The sequence below is a fragment of the Cryobacterium sp. M23 genome (genome assembly GCF_002929655.1).
Classification (GTDB): domain Bacteria; phylum Actinomycetota; class Actinomycetes; order Actinomycetales; family Microbacteriaceae; genus Cryobacterium; species Cryobacterium sandaracinum.
This window is the reverse complement of the sequence record NZ_PJJV01000076.1, coordinates 12,959-30,671: the sequence shown is the minus strand read 5'-3', so window position 1 is coordinate 30,671 and position 17,713 is coordinate 12,959. Positions and strand designations below refer to the sequence as shown.

Below are 17,713 nucleotides of genomic sequence, written 5' to 3'. Positions count from 1 at the left end.
CGCGGCGGCGTGTTCACCACTTCGCGCATCGGCAGGATCACCCGCCGAAGCGTTACCAGGCTCTTCCGGAGCGCGAAAGAACTCCGTTGCAGGGCTTCCTGGTCGGCCGAGGGCACGAACAGCTGGTTCTTGAGCTCTTCGATCTCCTCGTCGAGGGCCTCTACCGCCTCGAAGTACCCGTCGACGAGTTAGTCGAACAGTCCGTGCAACAGGAAGGCGACACCATGCTTCGCCAAGTCCGGGAAAGAGTCCCATCTGGCAACCACAGCGTCCAAATCGATGCTCTCCTCCTTGTGCACGGTAACCAGTGCACGGGCCGTGATGAAGGCGGCAATCTCGTCGGTGGTAACCGCTTTCGAGGCCGGATCGAAGCCGACAGCGTAACCAGACAAGAACGAGTGATCGGGATAGTGATCGAGCTTCGGCCGCTGACGCAGTTTCGTGGCGTCTTCGACGGCCAACTCGTGCAAACCCAGCTCCTCGGTGAGTAGTGCGAGGTCGGCACCATCCGGGGTACAGAGGTCCACCCAAACCACGGAGTTGGGCAACTCAAAATGTTCGGACACATCGGCCAGCGCAAAGTTCTCGTCGATGAGGACATCATCACGGTAACAGCGGGTACGAGGAATGGGCACGGCCCAGTCAACCATGTACACCCGTGATCTTCTGGAACCCCGTTTCGCGATTCACGAAGGCGCATTGGGCGACAATCCTTCTCCAAGCGGCATGGTCTTCGCACTGTTACGCCTCTGGCATGCGCAAGGACAGAGTCCCTGGTGGCCAGACAGATCCCCACCAACCCCCGGCTGGATCATAGGACGCGAGTCCCGTTATAGGCGGCCCGGGCTTGGCTAATTCGACGCGCGGACGGACTAGTGTGCGGTCCAGCAGCCCAGGATGGCAGTAGCTACTTGGTAGGAAAACGCGGTGCGGGTGACGCCATGCGGCCCGATCTTATCCGTCAACTTTCTGGCGTCAACTTGTAACGTCATGTTGTCTTTAAGGAAGACGACCACGCCGCCTTTGGTTTCGTAAGCAGGCAATCCGAGATTCGCGAGTCCTTCAATGGGTTGGACTGGGGCAAGGTTTCCTTGCATTGTGTCGAAGTAGCTGCGGGCAGACGCTGCGTCCGAGGATTCCTGCACCGAGATCACGAATTCTCCACCAGTCAGATGGTATGTGCAGGTGTATTGTCGATTGATCCAGCTGTCGACGGAGTGTGGTGAAGCGGCGAGAGCCAGCGCACGTGTGATGTTGTCGCGTGTTTCGGTGCCACAAATCATCTGTGATGCTGCGGACGGTCCTGCGTCCGCGCTGCCTGCCGAGCTCGACTGCGGAATCGGGGAGGGCGACGTGCCTGGCATGGACATTCCGGGGGCCATTGTGTCCACGGCGCCAGAGGAGGTAGTGGCGCATCCAACCAGCAAAGCCGTGGAAGCCACCGCAATCGCGAGCAGCCAGTCGGGCCTGTTGATACGCGTCTTAGCCCTGCTACGCCGCATGGCTGGACACCAAGCTGGCGTAGACAACAACATTATCTGGGTACGTACGAGTGGTTTCGTCGAACTCTCCACCACAGGTGATCAGCCGTAATCCCGCATGATCGATGTTGCCGTAGACGGCGAACTGCGGAAAGTCATCTTTCGGGTATTTCTCCACTCCGTCGACCACGAATACCGCCACTGTCGCATCGGCTCGGGTAACCAAAATCTCGTCGCCGGGACGCATCTCGCCAAGTCGGTAAAACACCGCGCGCCCCTGCACCCTGGAGTCGACGTGACCCAGGATGACGGAAGGTCCGATCGCGCCAGGGGTGGGCGAACCGGTGTACCAGCCGGCCGGCGTGGCCTCGTCCAACGACGGCGTCTGCACCGTGCCATCAGGATTCTGTCCCAATTGCATCAGGACAGAGTCCACTTCAATCGCGGGGACGTTGATCTGAGTGGGCTCGGAGTCGGTCAAGGTCGGGCCGACAACCTGGTCAACCCGCGGAGTCGGCGGAACTGAGATGGGCTCCGGTGAGGGTGTAACGGAGACGGGCTCCTGCGATGGGGCTGACACGGCAGCCGAGGCAGGCGGCCGTGGAGGAGGAGGGTTGCCCCACAGGGCGAAACCGATCGCCGTACAGCCGACGGTGAAGAGCAGAACCGCCGCCGCGGTAGCCAGTCGGCTACCGCGACGACGATTTTCAGCCGGGATAATCACCGGGGATCAAACCGATCTCAGCCTCGTGCGGCAAGACGCCGACGAATCATCACCGCGCCACCTGCCGCGGTCAGGAACCCGGCACCGAGGGCGAGAAGGCCCATGTCAGCACCGCTTGAAGTGCTGCCACCGCCGGTTTCCACGCCACCGTCAGGCATGTTCGCTTGCGACGCGCTCAGGGCGCCACACAGAGCCGGCGACGTTGCTGCCAGGGGCAGACTCGGAACCAAGTCACTCTTTGCGTCCTGTGCTGCTTTCGTCAACGTGGCCGGGTCTAGCCCGTGGACCACCACAACCGCCGTGCCTGCCTCCAGCGAGGCCGCGGTGGCGGAATCCAGAGTGAAGGTTCGGTTGTAGTCGTAGTTTGCACCCATCCCGGCAAGCGTTAGATCAGTTCCGGCCGCCGGACTCGTGTCGCCACTCGTGGACAACGTTGTGCCAATCTCTCCGTAGGACGGCTGACCTTCGGTCGTGCTGATCACACCATCTCCATCGGTGTCAGCTGCCGTGGTGGGACATTCCCCCTTCGCACCGATGTGGATGTGCTGGACGTGCGGGTACGGCTTACCGTCGAAGGTCTCGGCCAGACCCTTGACGGTCTGGGTGACTGTGGCCTGGTCACCGGAAACCTCAACGGAGATGGTGCCGCTGCCATTACTACCGTTAATCGCATCGAGCGTCCCCTGGTAGGACGCGTCACCAGTGGCCGCAAAGGCTGGACCACTCGTCAATACGGCGACACCAATAGCAAACGCGGGCACAAAAAACACTGCTGTTTTCTTATTCATCAAAGTCCCTTACTAGGAGGTAGTTTCGAAAACATATCGGAGCGAAAACATAAACGAGTATTCTTCAATTGAGTTTGTGCGTACAGGCCCTATATGTCAAGAGTGGCCCTGGCCTTGGTGGCCGACAACTCACAAGACACACTGTTTACTGTGGAAAGATCACGTCGGGAGTTCACTCTTGAGTAAGCAGACGAGGCCGTGAAGCTGATCATCACCACCGGCAAAGCGGTCGCGACCGTCACCCGAGAGAGCGGAGTCAACGAGGCAACCCTGGGCCGCGGTGACCGCGTTCAAGGCGCGCAACGAAACCCGACGGGCCGAAGTGATGGAGTCTGAAGGGGCCGAGCTGCAGCGGCTACGGCAAGAAAACGCGGATCTGAAGATGGACAGGGCGTGCTTGAAAAAAGCGTCGACCTTCTTCCACCAGGAAGCATCGGATACGAAGGCCAGGCGAATGAATCGATTGGCGTAATAGAGATCAATTTCACCATCACCCGCATGGTCCGCCTCGTCGACATCGGCCGTCCGCCATCGCCGGCGTCGATTGGGGGTGGAAATCATTTCCCGAAGAACTGTCGCCACGACCAGGAAACGCCTAAGGATGGCGAGATCTGTCCGAAGAAATAGAAGACCTCCACCACCGCCACCACCCCTGGCCGAGACTTCCGTCGCGACACCGCCGCCGGGGCCACTCCTCGATCGGGCCTGTCACACCAGTTGACTTCGAGTTGCCAGAGCTACTCGGGCGTTCAAAGGTCGACCCGGGCGCCCGCTGGCAGAGCGTCATGAAGCCAGTCTGCAAGCGCCACTTACGTCGCTGCATCACAACATCGCTCGCGGAGCGGATGCCCTACTTAGCTCATACCCTTCGTCATCGGTGAGGCACACCTGCTCGCCAACACCCACCTCAAAATGCTCCGCATGCTCACAAACGTCGACATGGACACCGGATCGCACATCGCGATACGCCTTATCGGGCAGCACACACTTCGGCGTCGGTGAGCTCAAACTCGCGGTGCTCCCAGCGCCAGACCGAAACATCTCCACCCGGGACAATGATCGGAATGAACACAGCCGATACGACCGATTACTTCCGCAGCACCCCGAAGCTGCCGGCCAGTCCAACCCACACTTCGCCAACGACACCATCCACGCCGTCACGCCATCTACCTCGCACCGGAAACCTCCGACAGGGCTTTAACAAACCCGGTCGACGTCACCGACGGTGACCCCGCCACCGTCAAATAACGCGACGGGCGATACCAACGAGCGGGCGTAGGTCTTTGGAAATGTCACTGAGTCGTGGTGGCAGACGGTCGGTTTTTCACAAAAAGGATCGTAAAAATTAGAGCGGCCAGAGCGGTACCGGCGAGGAGAATTAGTCCGATCGCGTAGCTGTTTTCCGCAGCGTTGTAGGTGGCCCCCATCACCAGTGGCGGGAAGTATCCGCCTAACCCTCCGGCAGCGCTGACGATGCCGCTCACCGCCCCCACTCTGGCGGGCGGTGCGCTCCTCCCGATCCAGGCGAACACTCCCCCAGCACCGAGACCGAGTGCAGACGCCATCGCAACAAAGGTGAGGCCGGCGGGGATCTCGCCATCGGGACGGAGGTTCACCACCCAAGCGAGAACGGCCACCGCCGCCAGCGACCCGATTACCACTGGCTTCGGACCGATGCGGTCGGCAAGAATTCCGCCGATGGGGCGGAGAATAACGGCGGCAACCGCAAACCCAGCCGTTCGTGTTCCCGCGGCAGTGAGGTCGAAATCGTATATCTGGCGGAGGTACGTGGGCAGGTAGGTGGAAAAGGCAACGAATCCGCCGAAGACCAGCGCATAGAGAAAACTCATCTGCCACGTCACGCTGAGCCGCGCCGCCGCGGTGAGCTTGGGAAGGAATGGATCAGTGCTGGCCGTGAATCCGGGGGCCTCTGCCATAAGTGTCCATACGCATATTGCGGTGACGAGGAGGAGCGTCGCGATGATGAGGTGAGTTGGAACGTATCCGAGCCATTCCACCAAACGTGGAGTGAAGAATGCAGACACTGCGGTGCCGCCCATCCCTGCCCCGAAGACGCCGGTTGCAAAGCCTCGGCGGAATGGTTGGTACCACTGGCTCACGAATGGAATTCCCACGGCGAACACGGTTCCGGCTACGCCGAGCAGCAGCGCTGCCACGACCAGGAAGGCAAATGCGTTGAGGGTTCCGGCAAGCGCGACGAGCAAGAGGGCGGGGACGGATGCAAGCAGTACCAGTGTGAACAGGAGGCGTCCGCCGAATCGGTCGGTGAGCACGCCCACTGGAATGCGGCCGATCGATCCGACGAGTATGGGCATCGCCACGAGTACAGACGTCTGGGCCGACGAGAGATTCATCGACTCGGTATAGCGGATGCCGAGCGGCGAGACACTCGTCCACGCCCAGAAGCACACGACGGAGGTGAGAGTCGCGAGGGTGAGGTTCACACCCTTGCTGTGGTGTGCCTTCTGCCGTGCAGTCATTTTCGAGCCCATCGGTGTGCCCATCACCCGCAACTCCGATCAGCGTTTGTCCCGGGTGCGATCCTGGGTTCCGATGGGCGCCCACCCGCGGCGCACCGGCCGAATCTGCCCGGGCTCTTGATCTCTGGACCGGTAGACGATGTAGGGCCGGAACAGGTAGTGCAGAGGTGCGGTGAAGGCGTGCACCAGCCGNAGTGCAGAGGTGCGGTGAAGGCGTGCACCAGCCGGGTGAAGGGCCACACGACGAACAAAATCATGCCCACGAGGGTGTGAATGTGGAAGGAGAACGGAGCTGCGGCCATGGCCGCGATATCTGGTTGCAGAATGAAAAGCGAACGAAACCAGGGCGACACGGTTTCACGGTAGTTGTGGCCATGCTCGCCGCTGAAAACGCTAGCGAGGGTGGTCCAGAGCCCCAGGACGATCGCGGCGGTCAACACGATGTACATCATCTTGTCGTTGGTGGTCGTGGCCATGAAGACCGGCCCGGTTTTGCGGCGCCGATAGATCAGGATCACAATGCCACCGAGAGTGCAGACCCCCGCAACGCCGCCGACCAGCAGAGCGTTGAGGTGATAGAAGTCCTGGCTCATCCCAAAAAAGAGTGTCCAGGACATCGGGATCACCAGGCCGAAGAAATGCCCGGCGATGACGGCGAGGAACCCGAAATGAAATATTGGCGATCCAATGCGCAGGAGCCGGGATTCGTAGAGCTGGGACGAGCGGGTGGTCCAACCGAATTGGTCGTAACGGTAGCGCCAGATAGTTCCACTGATCAGGATCGCCACCATCACATAGGGGAGAATTCCCCAGAGCAGCACGTCCCACATCACGAGCTCGCGTTCAAAGGAAGCAGGCGCGGGTCGTACGGTTCAAGTCCGACACTTTCGGCGGGGGGGCCGACGCCGGCCATGGCTTGCACGGCCTGCCGGTCGGCGGGCGAGGGGCCTGGAAGTGTGGCGCAAATGCCGTCCATCACGGTGGCGTACGGCGACCCGTGCTCCGTGAGTGAAAGCCGGAGCATTTCGACGCTGGGCCGGTACTGGATGAGCAGGTCCCGGCCTGCTACTGGGCTGGCCACAGCCGCGAACTCGAGCACCAGCGGCAAGAAGTCGGGCAATTCACCGTGCGTATTGGTCAGATAGTCGCTCCCCCGGTACACCTGCTTGAACGCAGCCAGCACGTCACCCCTGCGCCGGGTGTCGCCATCCGTCCAATAGGACAGGTAGAGCGGATGATGCTTACTGAGGTCGAACGTCTCAACGTAGGAGCGCTGCAGGGTGCCGATCGCGGTGTTCTCAAGGTACGCGATGACCGCGGTGAGATCAGGTGCTGCCGGGCCCTGTTCGGCCAGTGCGGACCGCATCAACTCGCACCTTCCCACGAGTTGAGCGTCCGGATACGACAGGCACCACGAGGCTGCCTGGTAGAAGACCCGCTGCGCCAGGCTATGAGCTGCAGCCCGGTCGCGCCTCATAGCGCACCGCCATCCGTCGGTGGGCGCAAATCAGCCGGTGACGGCGGTGCAGCGCGCGGCTGGTCGCGTTTCTCGGAGAAAGAACCCACGGGGCTTCCGTTGCCGTCCCAGTTGAGGAGGTTTACGCGGCCCCGGAGCGACTGCTCGCCGGCGGGAGTGTCGGAAGTCTGCCGATCTTTGAGCGCGTAGAAGTTCTCCACAGCGACGGGCGTCGGTCGACCACTCGCCTCCCCGAACGGTGAGTCTTCGTACATGCCCGGCCCGCCCTCGAAATCGACCGAGCAGCCCATCTCCTCCAGGTCATGCGCTTGCTCGACGTGCGCCTTGGGGATAACGTAGCGCTCGTCGTACTTTGCGATCGCCATCAGCCTGTACATTTCATACATGTTGCCTGGCGTCATCCCCACAGCCGCGGGGATCGACGGGTCAGGTTCTTGTCCCATCGTGATGCCGCGCATGTAGGCGCGCATCGCCGCGAGTTTGCGTAACACCTCGGTGATCTTGTCGGTGTCGCCAGCGGTAAAAAGTTCGGCGAGGTACTCGACGGGAATGCGCAGCGCGTCGATGGCGCCAAAGAGGTTGCCGTTGTCTTCGGCATCGTGGCCCTGTTCGCTCAGGAGATCGACAATGGGAGACAGCGGGGGCACGTACCAAACCATGGGCATCGTGCGATACTCCGGGTGCAGCGGTAACGCCACCTTGTACACCTTCGCGAGAGCGTACACGGGCGATTTCCGTGCGGCGTCCAGCCAATCGCTGGGAATGCCTTGGTCGAGGGCGGCAGCGGCCACTTCGGGGTCGTTCGGGTCGAGGAGCACGTCCATCTGCGATTCGTACAGGTCGGTGACATCCGTCACCGCTGCGGCGTCGGTGACGCGGTCGGCGTCATAGAGGAACAAGCCGAGATAGCGGAGGCGCCCGACACACGTTTCGGAGCAGACCGTGGGGAGGCCAATTTCCACCCGCGGATAACAGAAGGTGCACTTCTCGGCCTTGCCGGTTTTGTGGTTGAAGTAGATCTTCTTGTACGGGCAGCCGGTGATGCACTGGCGCCAGCCGCGGCACTTGTCCTGATCGACGAGCACAATGCCGTCTTCCACGCGCTTGTAGATGGCACCGGACGGACACGATGCCATGCAGGAAGGGTTGAGGCAGTGCTCACAGATCCGCGGAAGGTAGAACATAAAAGTTTGTTCAAAGGCGAACTTTATCTTGTCCTCCGACTCCCTCCGCACCTTCTCCACGATGGGGTCAAGGTGACCCATCTCCGGGGCGCCGCCGAGGTCGTCGTCCCAGTTCGCCGACCAACTGATTTTGGTGTCCTCGCCCGTGATCAAGGATTTCGGGCGGGCCACTGGGAAGTCGTCTCCCAGCGGTGCGTCGATCAGTGTTTTATAGTCATAGGTCCAGGGCTCGTAATAATCCTTCAACTCGGGCTGCACGGGGCTTGCGAAGATTCCGAAAAGCTTCTTCAGGCGTCCGCCCCCCTTCAGCACAAGTCGGCCCTTCTTGTTTAGCTGCCAACCGCCCTTCCACTGTTCCTGGTCCTCGTAGCGACGCGGGTACCCCTGCCCCGGCCGGGTTTCCACGTTGTTGAACCAGACATATTCGGTTCCGGCGCGATTCGTCCACGCCTGTTTGCAGGTCACCGAGCAGGTGTGGCACCCGATGCATTTGTCGAGGTTCATCACCATGCCCATTTGAGCCATCACGCGCATCAGTACCGCACCTCCTGGGAACGCTTTCGGATTGTGGTGACCATGTCACGCTGGTTGCCGGTAGGGCCCAGATAGTTGAAGGCGTAGGACAGCTGCGCATACCCGCCAATGAGGTGGGTGGGTTTGACGAGCAGGCGGGTGGGCGAGTTGTGAATTCCGCCCCGGCGGCCCGTCGCCTCCGACTTGGGTACATCGATTGTGCGCTCTTGCGCGTGGTAAACGTAAACGACTCCCGCGGGCATCCGATGGCTGACCACGGCGCGGCACACGTACACGCCGTTGAAGTTGACACACTCGATCCAGTCATTGTCAGAGACCGAGATGGCCGCCGCATCCGTGGGGCTAATCCAAGCCGTCGGTCCTCCCCTCGATAGAGACAGCATAAAAAGGTTGTCCTGATATTCTGAGTGGATCGACCACTTCGAGTGCGGAGTCAGATAGCGCACTGTGATCTCGGTGGTTCCGTTCGGGCCAAACCGAGGTTCGCCAAACAGGCGCTGCATATCCAGCGGTGGTCGGTAAATCGGGAGGGCCTCCCCGAGGTCGCGCATCCAGTCGTGGTCGAGGAAGAAGTGCATCCGGCCGGTGAGGGTGTGCCAGGGTTTCAGCCGCTCGACGTTGATCGTGAACGGGGAATACCGACGCCCACCAGTCTCCGACCCGGACCACTCAGGCGAAGTGATGACAGGGACGGGCCCCGCTTGCGTCTGCGCAAAGGTCACCCGCTTCTCCTCGGATCCCTCGGCAAGGTCGACGAGCTTCATGCCGGTCTGCTCTTCCAGTTCGCAAAACCCCTGCACGGCCAGTTCGCCATTGGTGGTGCCGGAAAAGCTCAGGATGGCCTGGGCGAACTTTGCATCGGTATCGATGGCCGGGCGGCCATTCCCCGCGCCACCGAGCATCACCCCGTTGCTTCGGGCGAGCCGCTCGATCTCGTGCCCCATCCGATAGGTGATGTTCTTCACGGTGAAACCGCGTTCCTCCGCGAGGGGTCCAACCGTGGCTAGCTTCTCCGCGATAGCGGTGTAGTCCCGTTCGACGATCGAGAAGACAGGCATATTCTGACCAGGGACCGCCGGTATATCGGTGTTCCGCCAGTCGCGCACCACCCCACCCGGCTGCGCTATCTCCCCCGGCGTATCGTGTTGCAGCGGCACACTGACCAGGTCCCGTCGGGTGCCGAGGTGCGTCACCGCCTGCCGGGAAAACTCCTCGGCGAGCAGTCGAAACGTGTCAAAGTCGGTTTTCGCCTCCCACGGTGGGTCGATTGCGGGGCTGAAGGCGTGCACGAAGGGGTGCATGTCGGTAGAGGAAAGGTCGTGTTTTTCGTACCAAGTTGCAGCCGGAAAGACGATGTCCGACAACAGTGTGGTTGACGTCATCCGGAAATCAGCTGAGACGAGCAGGTCCAGTTTTCCTTCCGGAGCCTCGTCATGCCATTTCACATCGCGCGGTCGGGTAGCGTTCACGTGGTCGGCGCCCATCACGTTGTTGTGAGTGCCGAGAAGGTTGCGCAAAAAGTACTCATTGCCCTTGGCAGATGAGCCGAAAAGGTTGGAGCGCCAGAGCACCAGGGTGCGCGGCCAATTTTCGGGAGCGTCGACATCGTCGATGGCGGGGGTCAGCCGCCTGCTTTTAAGGGCATCGGCGATCCAGGTGGGGGCGTCGGGCGCCTCCCCCGCATCCACCGCCGCTTGCGCCTCATCGGCGAGGTCTAGCGGGTTGCGGTCGAACTGAGGGTAGAACGGCATCCAACCGAGCCTGTTCGACTGCGCGATCGTGTCCGCGGTGTGCATACCGTCGAAGTGCCCATCAGCGAGAGGGGACTTGAGCGAGTCGGCCGAGTACCCATCTGAGCGCCATTGATCGGTGTGCATGTACCAATACCCGGTACCGATCATGGTGCGCGGCGGTCGACTCCAGTCCAGAGCGTTAGCGAGAGAAATCCATCCCGTGATCGGACGGGTTTTCTCTTGGCCGACGTAATGCGCCCAGCCGCCGCCGTTTCGCCCCATGCATCCGGTGAGCATCACGAGCGAGAGCACCGCACGGTAGGTGGCGTCACCGTGGAACCACTGGCAGATACCGGCCCCCATAATGATCATGGACCGCCCCTTCGATTCCTCAGCGTTGCGGGCAAATTCTCGCGCCACCCGGATGCACGCGGCGGCCGGCACGCTCGTGATCTCCTCCTGCCACGCCGGCGTGTACGGCGTCGACGCGTCGTCGTAGTCGGTCGCCCAGTCGCCCGGCAGTCCTGGACGCCCAACCCCGTATTGAGCGAGCATCAGGTCGAACACCGTGGTTACCAGGTGCCCGGTCACTCGCCGGACGGGAACGCCGCGAGTCACGATCGACCCCTCCCCGGAGGGTGCCTCGAAGCAGGGCATCCGGATCTCAGCGGTTTCCGAGGGCTGGCCTGAGACGGACTCTTCGAGAAGGCTCAACGCCGGGTCGACACCCTCGAGGTCGAGGTTCCACTTGCCCTTACCCGCTTCACCGTACCGGTAGCCGATGGAACCATTGGGCACCACGGGAGCGCCAGTGGCTGAGTCAAGCAAGACCGTTTTGAACGCAGCATCCGGAATATGCGCCTTGTCGGGCAAGTCAGCCGCCATCAAAAATTTCGTGGGCACCAGCCCACCGCCGGCGTGCTCCTCGAGCCGGACAAGGAAGGGCAGATCTGTGTAGCGGCGCACATAGCCGCTGAAATAGGGCACCTGCCGGTCGACGAAGAATTCCTTGAGCATCACGTGCCCCATCGCCATCGCAAGCGCCGCATCAGTGCCGGCCTGCGCGGGCAGCCACTCGTCGGCGAACTTCGTGTTGTCGGCATAGTCGGGGCTGATCGCGACCACCTTTGTGCCGCGATACCGCACCTCCGCCATAAAGTGCGCGTCAGGCGTGCGCGTCACGGGAACGTTTGAACCCCACATCATCAGATAGGTGGAATCCCACCAGTCACCTGATTCAGGCACGTCAGTCTGGTCGCCGAACACCTGCGGAGAGGCCACGGGAAGGTCGGCATACCAGTCGTAAAAAGACGTCATCACCCCGCCGATGAGCTGGATGAACCGGTTACCCGCCGCGTGCGACACCATAGACATGGCCGGGATCGGGGAGAACCCGGAACACCGATCCGGACCGTACTTCTTGATCGTGTGGACGTGGGCGGCGGCGGCGATTTCGATCGCCTCCTGCCACGGAATCCGGACGAGCCCGCCCTTCCCTCGCGCTTGCTGGTAGCAACGACGTCGTTCAGGGTCGTCCACAACGTCGGCCCAAGCGAGCACGGGGTCCTGGAGACGCACCTTCGCCTCACGGTACATTTCGACGAGAACTCCACGGGCGTACGGATACCGCACCCGCGTGGGTGAGTAGGTGTACCAACTGAACGCCGCACCACGGGGGCACCCCCGCGGCTCGTACTCCGGACTGTCGGGGCCCACCGACGGGTAATCCGTCTGCTGCGACTCCCAAGTGATAATGCCGTCCCGAACGTAAACCTTCCACGAACACGACCCCGTGCAGTTTACCCCGTGGGTGGAACGCACCACCTTGTCATGGCTCCACCGGTCGCGGTAGAACACATCGCCCTTGCGCCCGCCTTCACGGAACACTGCGCGCCCATCATCTGTTTGGTCCCACCGAGTGAAAAAACGGCCTAGCGCCAACATGGTGTCCGACGCTTTTCCGTCCAAACCGGCAGGCACTGGAGCAGCTGCCATGGGGAGATTCTATATATCGCCCTTGCAGTCCGCTAGTGGTGCCCGTGAACGCGGATGGTCGACACCTAACACGAGACTGTCATCCTGGGAAACAGGGTTGAAGCGGGTTTCTCAAAAACACCTCACTTCTTAATCCAGGACGCCATGGATAGTAGCGCTAAGTGTTCGCACTGACGCCGGTTGAGAAGACGTACTTCAGCAGCGTCCGCACGGAAGTGCGCCGTGCGTGGAGGGCTGCGGCTCGCCAGGCAATTCGTTTCGGCGTCTGACGGTTTTAAGCTGCTCCTTCCGCGGAGCGTTGATGGTGACACGGTTTGCCTCTGTGCCCATCAGCTCAGCGTTCTCCCAGCGAACCTCTATTGTCTTAATGCACAATTTCGATTGCCTCCAACGAACCGCCCCGATTACGAGGAGAGACCATGCCCTTCATCACCGCCCCGGATCACAACGGTCCCGACGTCGAACTGCACTACGAAGACGTCGGAGCCGGTAAGCCCGTCGTACTGATCCACGGTTGGCCCCTGAGTAGTAGGTCCTGGGAGGGGCAGGTACCCGCACTGGTCGAGGCCGGCTACCGGGTCATCACTTTTGACCGTCGCGGGTTCGGCCAGTCGTCACAGTCTTGGGATGGGTACGACTACAACACGTTCGCCGCCGACCTGAAGGCCGTGATCGATACCCTCGATCTGCGGGAGGTCACCCTCGTCGGATTCTCGATGGGCGGTGGAGAGCTCGCTCGATACGTCAGTACCTATGGCACCGCCCGCATCGCCAAGCTCGTCTTCGCCAGCGCCGTGCCGCCTTACCTCTGGAAAGCGGATGATAACCCTGACGGAGGCGTCGACACCGATTTGGCTCAATGGTTCCACGACGGCTTGACCGGAGACCGGCCAGCGTTCCTGCACGAATTTTTGCAGATGTTCTTCACCGCCGGCAAGCCGTCCCCGGTCAACACTCCAAAGGTTAGCTCCGAGCAGATTGCCTATAATCTCGACATCGCTCAACTGGCATCGCCGAAGGGGACGCTCGACTGCGTAACCGCATTCTCCACTACCGACTTCCGCGACGACCTTACGAAAATCACGGTGCCGACTTTGGTCATCCACGGTGACTCCGACACCATCGTGCCATTCGAGGTGAGTGGCAAACGTACTCACGAGGCCATTACCGGCAGCGAACTCGTCGTGATCACAGACGCCCCGCACGGGGTCACCGTTTCGCACAAGGACGAATGGAACCAGCACGTACTCGCATTCCTCGCGAAATAGCCAACCGCGTAAGGCCCTCGCCGACGGGGTTACGTACCCTTTAAGCAGGATTATTTCGCCTTGTGATAGGTCGTAGCCATGCATGAATAGCCCGACACTAAAGCCTTGTCCCGGGCTTTCTTCTCCGCGTCCTTCCGAGCCAGAGCGGCCGCGTCGGCCTCCAATGCAGCGCGCGTCTCGGCAAGTTTCACCAGGCGTGACTCCCGCCGCGCGACCTCCGGCGGCAACTCATCGCCGCGTTTGTCTTTCCCGAACCGTGCATTTTCGGCATCGTCGATCGCGTTCGCGTCAGCCAGCAGCGCGGAGACTTCATCGGCGAGGACCTTCTGCTTCTCTGTCAACCGGCCGTAACTCATCGCCTTGCGCAGGGACGCGTTCGCGCGCACCTTCGTGCCGTCCAACGCGACCTGCCCCAACGACACCATCCCGGCAGCGCGGCAGAGTTCCAACGCCTGCAAGAACACGAACGCCGGTTGTTTTCCCGGGCTTGGGGTCGTGGTCTGGGAAAATTGCTTATGAGCGATTTGGGTGGTCTGTTTCCTGCGGCTGAACTGGAAAACGTTGATCCGGTCGTTGATGACGGTGTTGAGGCTGGCGCTGGCGTGAACAAGTGGTTCCGGGCGTTCGAGCCGGCTTGCGTCGTATGCGAAGTCGAAGGGGCAGCCGCCGTATGACCCCAGGTTGATGGCGCGTGTCCTGCTCTAGGGGCATCGCGTCGGGGTTCGATCGTCGCGGGAGTTGAAACGGGTCTTCGTGGACGTGGTCGCGTTTCGGTGGTTGGCCGCGCAGCAGGCACCAGATTTTCGTTTGATCGCCCGGTTTAGGAAACGGCACCTCTCCAGCCTGGGAAACGTGGTCTTGCAAGCGTTGGAACTGTGCCGTGCGGCCGGGATGGTGTCGCTCGGGCAGGTCGAGCTGGACGGCACGAAAGTGCGCGCGAACGCGTCCAGACGCAAGGCCATGAGTTACGCCCGGTTGACAGAGAAGCAGAAAGTCCTCGCCGACGACGTCTCCCCCCTACTGGCTGATGCCGATGCGATCAACGACGCCGAGGATGCCCGATTCGGGAAAGACAAACGCGGCGACGAACTGCCGCCCGAGCTCGCCAGGCGGGAGTCGCGTCTGGTGAAACTGGCGGAAACGCGCGCCGCGCTGGAGGCCGACGCGGCCGCTCGGGCACGGAAAGACGCGGAGAAGAAAGCTCGGGAGAAGGGCCACGATGACGATACTGCCCTGCAGAAGGGTGCTGTGGATGTGGAACAGGTCGTGCCACTGATCGAGAAACTCCATGCCACGGTAGGTGTCCTGCGCCAGCAGATCCTCGCAGATGCGGGGTATTGTTTAGCAGCGAATCTGGACTACGCCAAGACCGTCGAGGCGGCCAGCGGCGGCCGGACCGAGTTTTTCATCGCGACCGGCCGGGTCAAGCACGGTGAACGTGTTCCGGAGGTTCCCCGCGGATGGATCCCCGCCAATGCGACGTTGCGGGAGCGGATGGGCCGGAAATTGAAGACGAAGAAGGGCCGCGCCGTTTACGCACGACGCAAAGCGATCGTTGAGCCCGTGTTCGGTCAAATCCACACCCGGCAGGGTAAGTTCCTGCTGCTGAGCGGGTTGGATCAAGCAGCCCACGAGTGGGACTTGATCGCTGCCTGCCACAACCTGATGAAGCTACACACCCTGCAAACCAAGGCCCGCCTGGCCGCGCACAACGCCCTGACAGCCCGCCCAGCAACCTAAAAACCCGGCGGAACCGCCCTGACGGGGGCAGCGACCCCGGCTTGCGCCGTCAACGCGCCCGTGGCCCCGTTTTCGATCGGCACAAGAACAAAAGCACAGCCACAGTCCCTGACGATCGCGCCGGCAAAGTCCCACCCAACCGACGATATCGACCGCCATTTCGTGCAATCAACATCGTTCGCCGGGGTCAAAGGCGGTCAGGACGGCGGCAACAGGTAGCCGCGCAGGAACTCATCGAATGCGGCGGGCATGTCGACGCTCTCGTCGAGCAGCCACTGCTGCTGGAGCCCGTCCATCACGGCAGTGATGAGACGCGAGGCATGCCGCACGTCGAGGTCGGTGCGCACGAGGCCGTCGCGCTGTGCCTCGGAGAGCACGCGCTCGGTGTCGGCGGCCGTCGCCGCGTACCGTTCGACGAAGTACTCGTGCACCGGATACTCATAGTCTGTGGCCTCGGCGGAGATGACCGTGTATAGCGATGTCAGTCCGCGCGTGGTCTGGTTGTAGGCGACGACCTTGCGCATTTGCTCGAGAAGCGTGATCTCGCTAACATCGCCGACGGCAGCGCGCACGCGATCGTCGCGCTGTCTCAACACCTCCGTGAACAGGTCTTCCTTCGAGGCGAAGTGGTGCAGCACCCCTGCGGGGGTCAGCTGGACGCGCTTGGCGATCTCGCGCAGGGAGCCGCTGTGGAAGCCGCTCTTACCGAACACGAGAAGCGCGGCATCCAAGATTTCCTGGCGTCGGGCTTGGCCCTTGGGGTAGCTGCCGCGCTTGCGGTCCTGAGTGTCCGTCATAGAAGAAACCTATCGCATGTAAGGTTTTTGGGCTAGGGTCGAAATCCAACGAGGGGCTTCACCCCTCTGCGGCCGTTACGAGCAGTCGCAACTCTGCCATACGGCAGGAGTCGAACCAATGGAGGCACGACATGAATCGATGGGGATCAATCGCGGCAATGGGCCTGGTGGGGGTTATCGCCCTGACCGGCTGTGGCCGTTCCGAGGGCGGGAGTACCGCCACGAGCGGCGCCGCAATCGACGACAGGCCGGCAACGGGCGAAGTCACGGTCTGGGCGATGGGCAACGAGGGCGAAGTGCTCGACCAGCTCGCGACCAAGTTCGAGGACGAGAATCCGGATGTCACGATCAACGTCACTGCGGTGCCGTGGGATTCCGCGCATGACCGCATTGCCACGTCGATCGCCGGCGGCGAGACCCCGGACATCTCGATGCTCGGCACGACCTGGGTCGGCGAGTTCGCTGCAACCGGCGCTCTCGAGCCCACCCCGGAAGGCCTCGTCGACGAGGAATCCTTCTTCGAGGGCTCTTGGAGCACGGCGGTCGTCGACGACGTCGCCTACGGTGTGCCGTGGTATGTCGACTCGCGTGTTCTCTACTACCGCACCGACCTCGCCGAGGCCGCCGGCGTCGAGGCGCCTACCACGTGGGACGAGTACAAGGCCTTTGCCCTGGCGCTCAAGGGCGGCGGCGCCACGTCAGGCGTCTCCCTTCCGCCGGGCGGATTCGACTCCTGGCAGTACGTTGCCCCTCTCGCCTGGCAGGCCGGCGGCGATATCCTGAACGAGGATGGCACCGAGTTCACGTTCGACACCCCAGAGTGGGCCGAGGCGTTCGAGTTCTACAAGAGCTTCTTCGACGAGGGCGCCTCCGAGGCGGTTCGCCTCGAGGGCGGCGAGATCGAACAGAAGTTCATCGACGGATCGGTCGGCTCGTTCTTCAGCGGCCCGTTCCACGTCGGACTGCTCCGTGAGCAGGGCGGCCCGGACTTCGCCGACAAGTTCGCCGTCGCCCAGGTTCCCGGAGCCGACACCCGCACGAGCTTCACGGGAGGCGGCAACCTCGCCGTCTTCGGCGACAGCGAGAACCGTGACGCGTCGTGGAAGTTCGTGCGCTGGCTCAGCCAGCCCGAGACGCAGCTCGAGTGGTATGACATCTCCACCGACCTCCCCTCGGTGCAGTCCGCGTTCGAGGATCCGATCTTCGCCGACGACCCCTACCTGAGCGTGTTCGCCGCGCAGCTCGCCGACTCGAAGGCGCCGCCCGCGATCCCAACCTGGGCCCAGGTGTCTGCCGTCATTGACCAGGAGCTCGAGAAGGTCACGCGCGGTGACCAGACCGTCGACGCCGCACTCAAGACGATCCAGCGGCAGGCGGACACGATCGGCACCGGCAACTAGCCATGGCCGTCTTCGCACCAGAGACCGGGCGGGCGCCCTCACCGCGTCCGCCCGCGCCGCCCGCGCCGCCTGCGCCGACGGCGCTTCGGCG

General features: G+C 62.1%; 15 protein-coding genes and 3 pseudogenes. 6 read left to right on the top strand and 12 right to left on the bottom strand.

All coding sequences use genetic code 11. From position 1 onward, the window contains the following. Positions 1-71: 71 nt before the first annotated feature. The 5 genes and pseudogenes from CXY82_RS18625 to CXY82_RS11665 form a co-directional block, all read right to left on the bottom strand. Positions 72-143, bottom strand: a pseudogene (locus CXY82_RS18625) (hypothetical protein); the annotation flags it as partial. A gap of 45 nt (positions 144-188) precedes the next feature. After that, on the bottom strand, positions 189-650 hold the full coding sequence (locus CXY82_RS17625) for a CorA family divalent cation transporter (protein WP_233199318.1): 462 nt from the start codon (positions 648-650) through the stop codon (positions 189-191). A gap of 222 nt (positions 651-872) precedes the next feature. Then, positions 873-1,391 carry a hypothetical protein gene (locus CXY82_RS11675; protein ID WP_370443701.1) on the bottom strand — a complete coding sequence of 173 codons (519 nt, stop codon included), beginning with the start codon at positions 1,389-1,391 and terminating at the stop codon, positions 873-875. 100 nt (positions 1,392-1,491) lie between these two features. Continuing rightward, positions 1,492-1,962 carry a class F sortase gene (locus CXY82_RS11670; RefSeq protein WP_199180943.1) on the bottom strand — a complete coding sequence of 157 codons (471 nt, stop codon included), beginning with the start codon at positions 1,960-1,962 and terminating at the stop codon, positions 1,492-1,494. A 260-nt stretch (positions 1,963-2,222) separates the two neighbouring features. After that, the gene (locus CXY82_RS11665; RefSeq protein ID WP_104171074.1) at positions 2,223-2,993 is read right to left on the bottom strand and encodes a hypothetical protein; all 771 of its coding nucleotides are present in this window, start codon (positions 2,991-2,993) and stop codon (positions 2,223-2,225) included. A gap of 393 nt (positions 2,994-3,386) precedes the next feature. On the opposite strand from CXY82_RS11665, the gene CXY82_RS17360 reads away from it, so the two are divergent. Next, positions 3,387-3,620 (top strand): hypothetical protein, encoded by a 234-nt coding sequence (locus CXY82_RS17360; protein ID WP_158252181.1) that lies wholly within the window; start codon positions 3,387-3,389, stop codon positions 3,618-3,620. Positions 3,621-4,285: 665 nt separating this feature from the next. On the opposite strand, the gene CXY82_RS11660 is transcribed toward CXY82_RS17360, so the two are convergent. The 5 genes and pseudogenes from CXY82_RS11660 to CXY82_RS11640 all read right to left on the bottom strand — a co-directional run bounded on the left by CXY82_RS11660 (position 4,286) and on the right by CXY82_RS11640 (position 12,417). Continuing rightward, positions 4,286-5,506: an MFS transporter gene (locus CXY82_RS11660; RefSeq protein WP_104171136.1), complete on the bottom strand. Its 1,221-nt coding sequence runs from the start codon at positions 5,504-5,506 to the stop codon at positions 4,286-4,288. Positions 5,507-5,533: 27 nt separating this feature from the next. Next, positions 5,534-6,324: pseudogene (narI, locus tag CXY82_RS11655) on the bottom strand (respiratory nitrate reductase subunit gamma). Continuing rightward, positions 6,324-6,971, bottom strand: a complete 648-nt coding sequence (gene narJ / locus CXY82_RS11650; RefSeq protein WP_104171073.1) for a nitrate reductase molybdenum cofactor assembly chaperone — start codon at positions 6,969-6,971, stop codon at positions 6,324-6,326. The pseudogene narI and the gene narJ overlap by 1 nt, the downstream one beginning before the upstream one ends. Next, positions 6,968-8,689, bottom strand: coding sequence for a nitrate reductase subunit beta (narH, locus tag CXY82_RS11645; protein WP_104171072.1), 1,722 nt, complete (start codon positions 8,687-8,689; stop codon positions 6,968-6,970). The genes narJ and narH overlap by 4 nt, the downstream gene beginning before the upstream one ends. Next, on the bottom strand, positions 8,689-12,417 hold the full coding sequence (locus tag CXY82_RS11640) for a nitrate reductase subunit alpha (protein WP_104171071.1): 3,729 nt from the start codon (positions 12,415-12,417) through the stop codon (positions 8,689-8,691). Before CXY82_RS11640 ends, narH begins: the two co-directional genes overlap by 1 nt. 419 nt (positions 12,418-12,836) lie before the next feature. Here CXY82_RS11640 and CXY82_RS11635 point away from each other — a divergent pair, with 419 nt between their 5' ends. Next, positions 12,837-13,685, top strand: a complete 849-nt coding sequence (locus CXY82_RS11635) for an alpha/beta fold hydrolase (RefSeq protein WP_104171070.1) — start codon at positions 12,837-12,839, stop codon at positions 13,683-13,685. Between the two features lie 50 nt (positions 13,686-13,735). On the opposite strand, the gene CXY82_RS11630 is transcribed toward CXY82_RS11635, so the two are convergent. Beyond that, positions 13,736-14,149, bottom strand: coding sequence for a hypothetical protein (locus tag CXY82_RS11630; protein WP_104171069.1), 414 nt, complete (start codon positions 14,147-14,149; stop codon positions 13,736-13,738). Positions 14,150-14,200: 51 nt separating this feature from the next. On the opposite strand from CXY82_RS11630, the gene CXY82_RS17355 reads away from it, so the two are divergent. The 3 genes and pseudogenes from CXY82_RS17355 (at position 14,201) to CXY82_RS11625 (ending at position 15,425) form a co-directional block, all read left to right on the top strand. Then, a complete protein-coding gene (locus tag CXY82_RS17355) occupies positions 14,201-14,359 on the top strand; it encodes a hypothetical protein (RefSeq protein ID WP_158252180.1) in 159 nt (52 codons plus the stop codon). A gap of 55 nt (positions 14,360-14,414) precedes the next feature. After that, positions 14,415-14,513: pseudogene (locus CXY82_RS18620) on the top strand (hypothetical protein); the annotation flags it as partial. Between the two features lie 63 nt (positions 14,514-14,576). Next, on the top strand, positions 14,577-15,425 hold the full coding sequence (locus CXY82_RS11625; protein WP_369828351.1) for a transposase: 849 nt from the start codon (positions 14,577-14,579) through the stop codon (positions 15,423-15,425). A 197-nt stretch (positions 15,426-15,622) separates the two neighbouring features. Here CXY82_RS11625 and CXY82_RS11620 read toward each other — a convergent pair whose 3' ends face one another. Beyond that, complete coding sequence (locus tag CXY82_RS11620) at positions 15,623-16,222, bottom strand: TetR/AcrR family transcriptional regulator (protein ID WP_104171067.1); 600 nt, start codon at positions 16,220-16,222, stop codon at positions 15,623-15,625. 131 nt (positions 16,223-16,353) lie between these two features. On the opposite strand from CXY82_RS11620, the gene CXY82_RS11615 reads away from it, so the two are divergent. Beyond that, complete coding sequence (locus CXY82_RS11615; protein ID WP_233199308.1) at positions 16,354-17,622, top strand: sugar ABC transporter substrate-binding protein; 1,269 nt, start codon at positions 16,354-16,356, stop codon at positions 17,620-17,622. Positions 17,623-17,713: the final 91 nt, after the last annotated feature.

Excerpts from the sequence above, each read along its gene's own strand:
- CXY82_RS17625 (WP_233199318.1), bottom strand. The coding sequence starts at position 650 with ATGGTTGACTGGGCCGTGCCCATTCCTCGTACCCGCTGTTACCGTGAT.
- CXY82_RS11665 (WP_104171074.1), bottom strand. The coding sequence starts at position 2,993 with ATGAATAAGAAAACAGCAGTGTTTTTTGTGCCCGCGTTTGCTATTGGT.
- CXY82_RS11660 (WP_104171136.1), bottom strand. The coding sequence starts at position 5,506 with ATGGGCTCGAAAATGACTGCACGGCAGAAGGCACACCACAGCAAGGGT.
- narJ (WP_104171073.1), bottom strand. The coding sequence starts at position 6,971 with ATGAGGCGCGACCGGGCTGCAGCTCATAGCCTGGCGCAGCGGGTCTTC.
- narH (WP_104171072.1), bottom strand. The coding sequence starts at position 8,689 with ATGCGCGTGATGGCTCAAATGGGCATGGTGATGAACCTCGACAAATGC.
- CXY82_RS11640 (WP_104171071.1), bottom strand. The coding sequence starts at position 12,417 with ATGGCAGCTGCTCCAGTGCCTGCCGGTTTGGACGGAAAAGCGTCGGAC.
- CXY82_RS11635 (WP_104171070.1), top strand. The coding sequence starts at position 12,837 with ATGCCCTTCATCACCGCCCCGGATCACAACGGTCCCGACGTCGAACTG.
- CXY82_RS17355 (WP_158252180.1), top strand. The coding sequence starts at position 14,201 with ATGAGCGATTTGGGTGGTCTGTTTCCTGCGGCTGAACTGGAAAACGTT.
- CXY82_RS11625 (WP_369828351.1), top strand. The coding sequence starts at position 14,577 with ATGGTGTCGCTCGGGCAGGTCGAGCTGGACGGCACGAAAGTGCGCGCG.
- CXY82_RS11620 (WP_104171067.1), bottom strand. The coding sequence starts at position 16,222 with ATGACGGACACTCAGGACCGCAAGCGCGGCAGCTACCCCAAGGGCCAA.
- CXY82_RS11615 (WP_233199308.1), top strand. The coding sequence starts at position 16,354 with ATGAATCGATGGGGATCAATCGCGGCAATGGGCCTGGTGGGGGTTATC.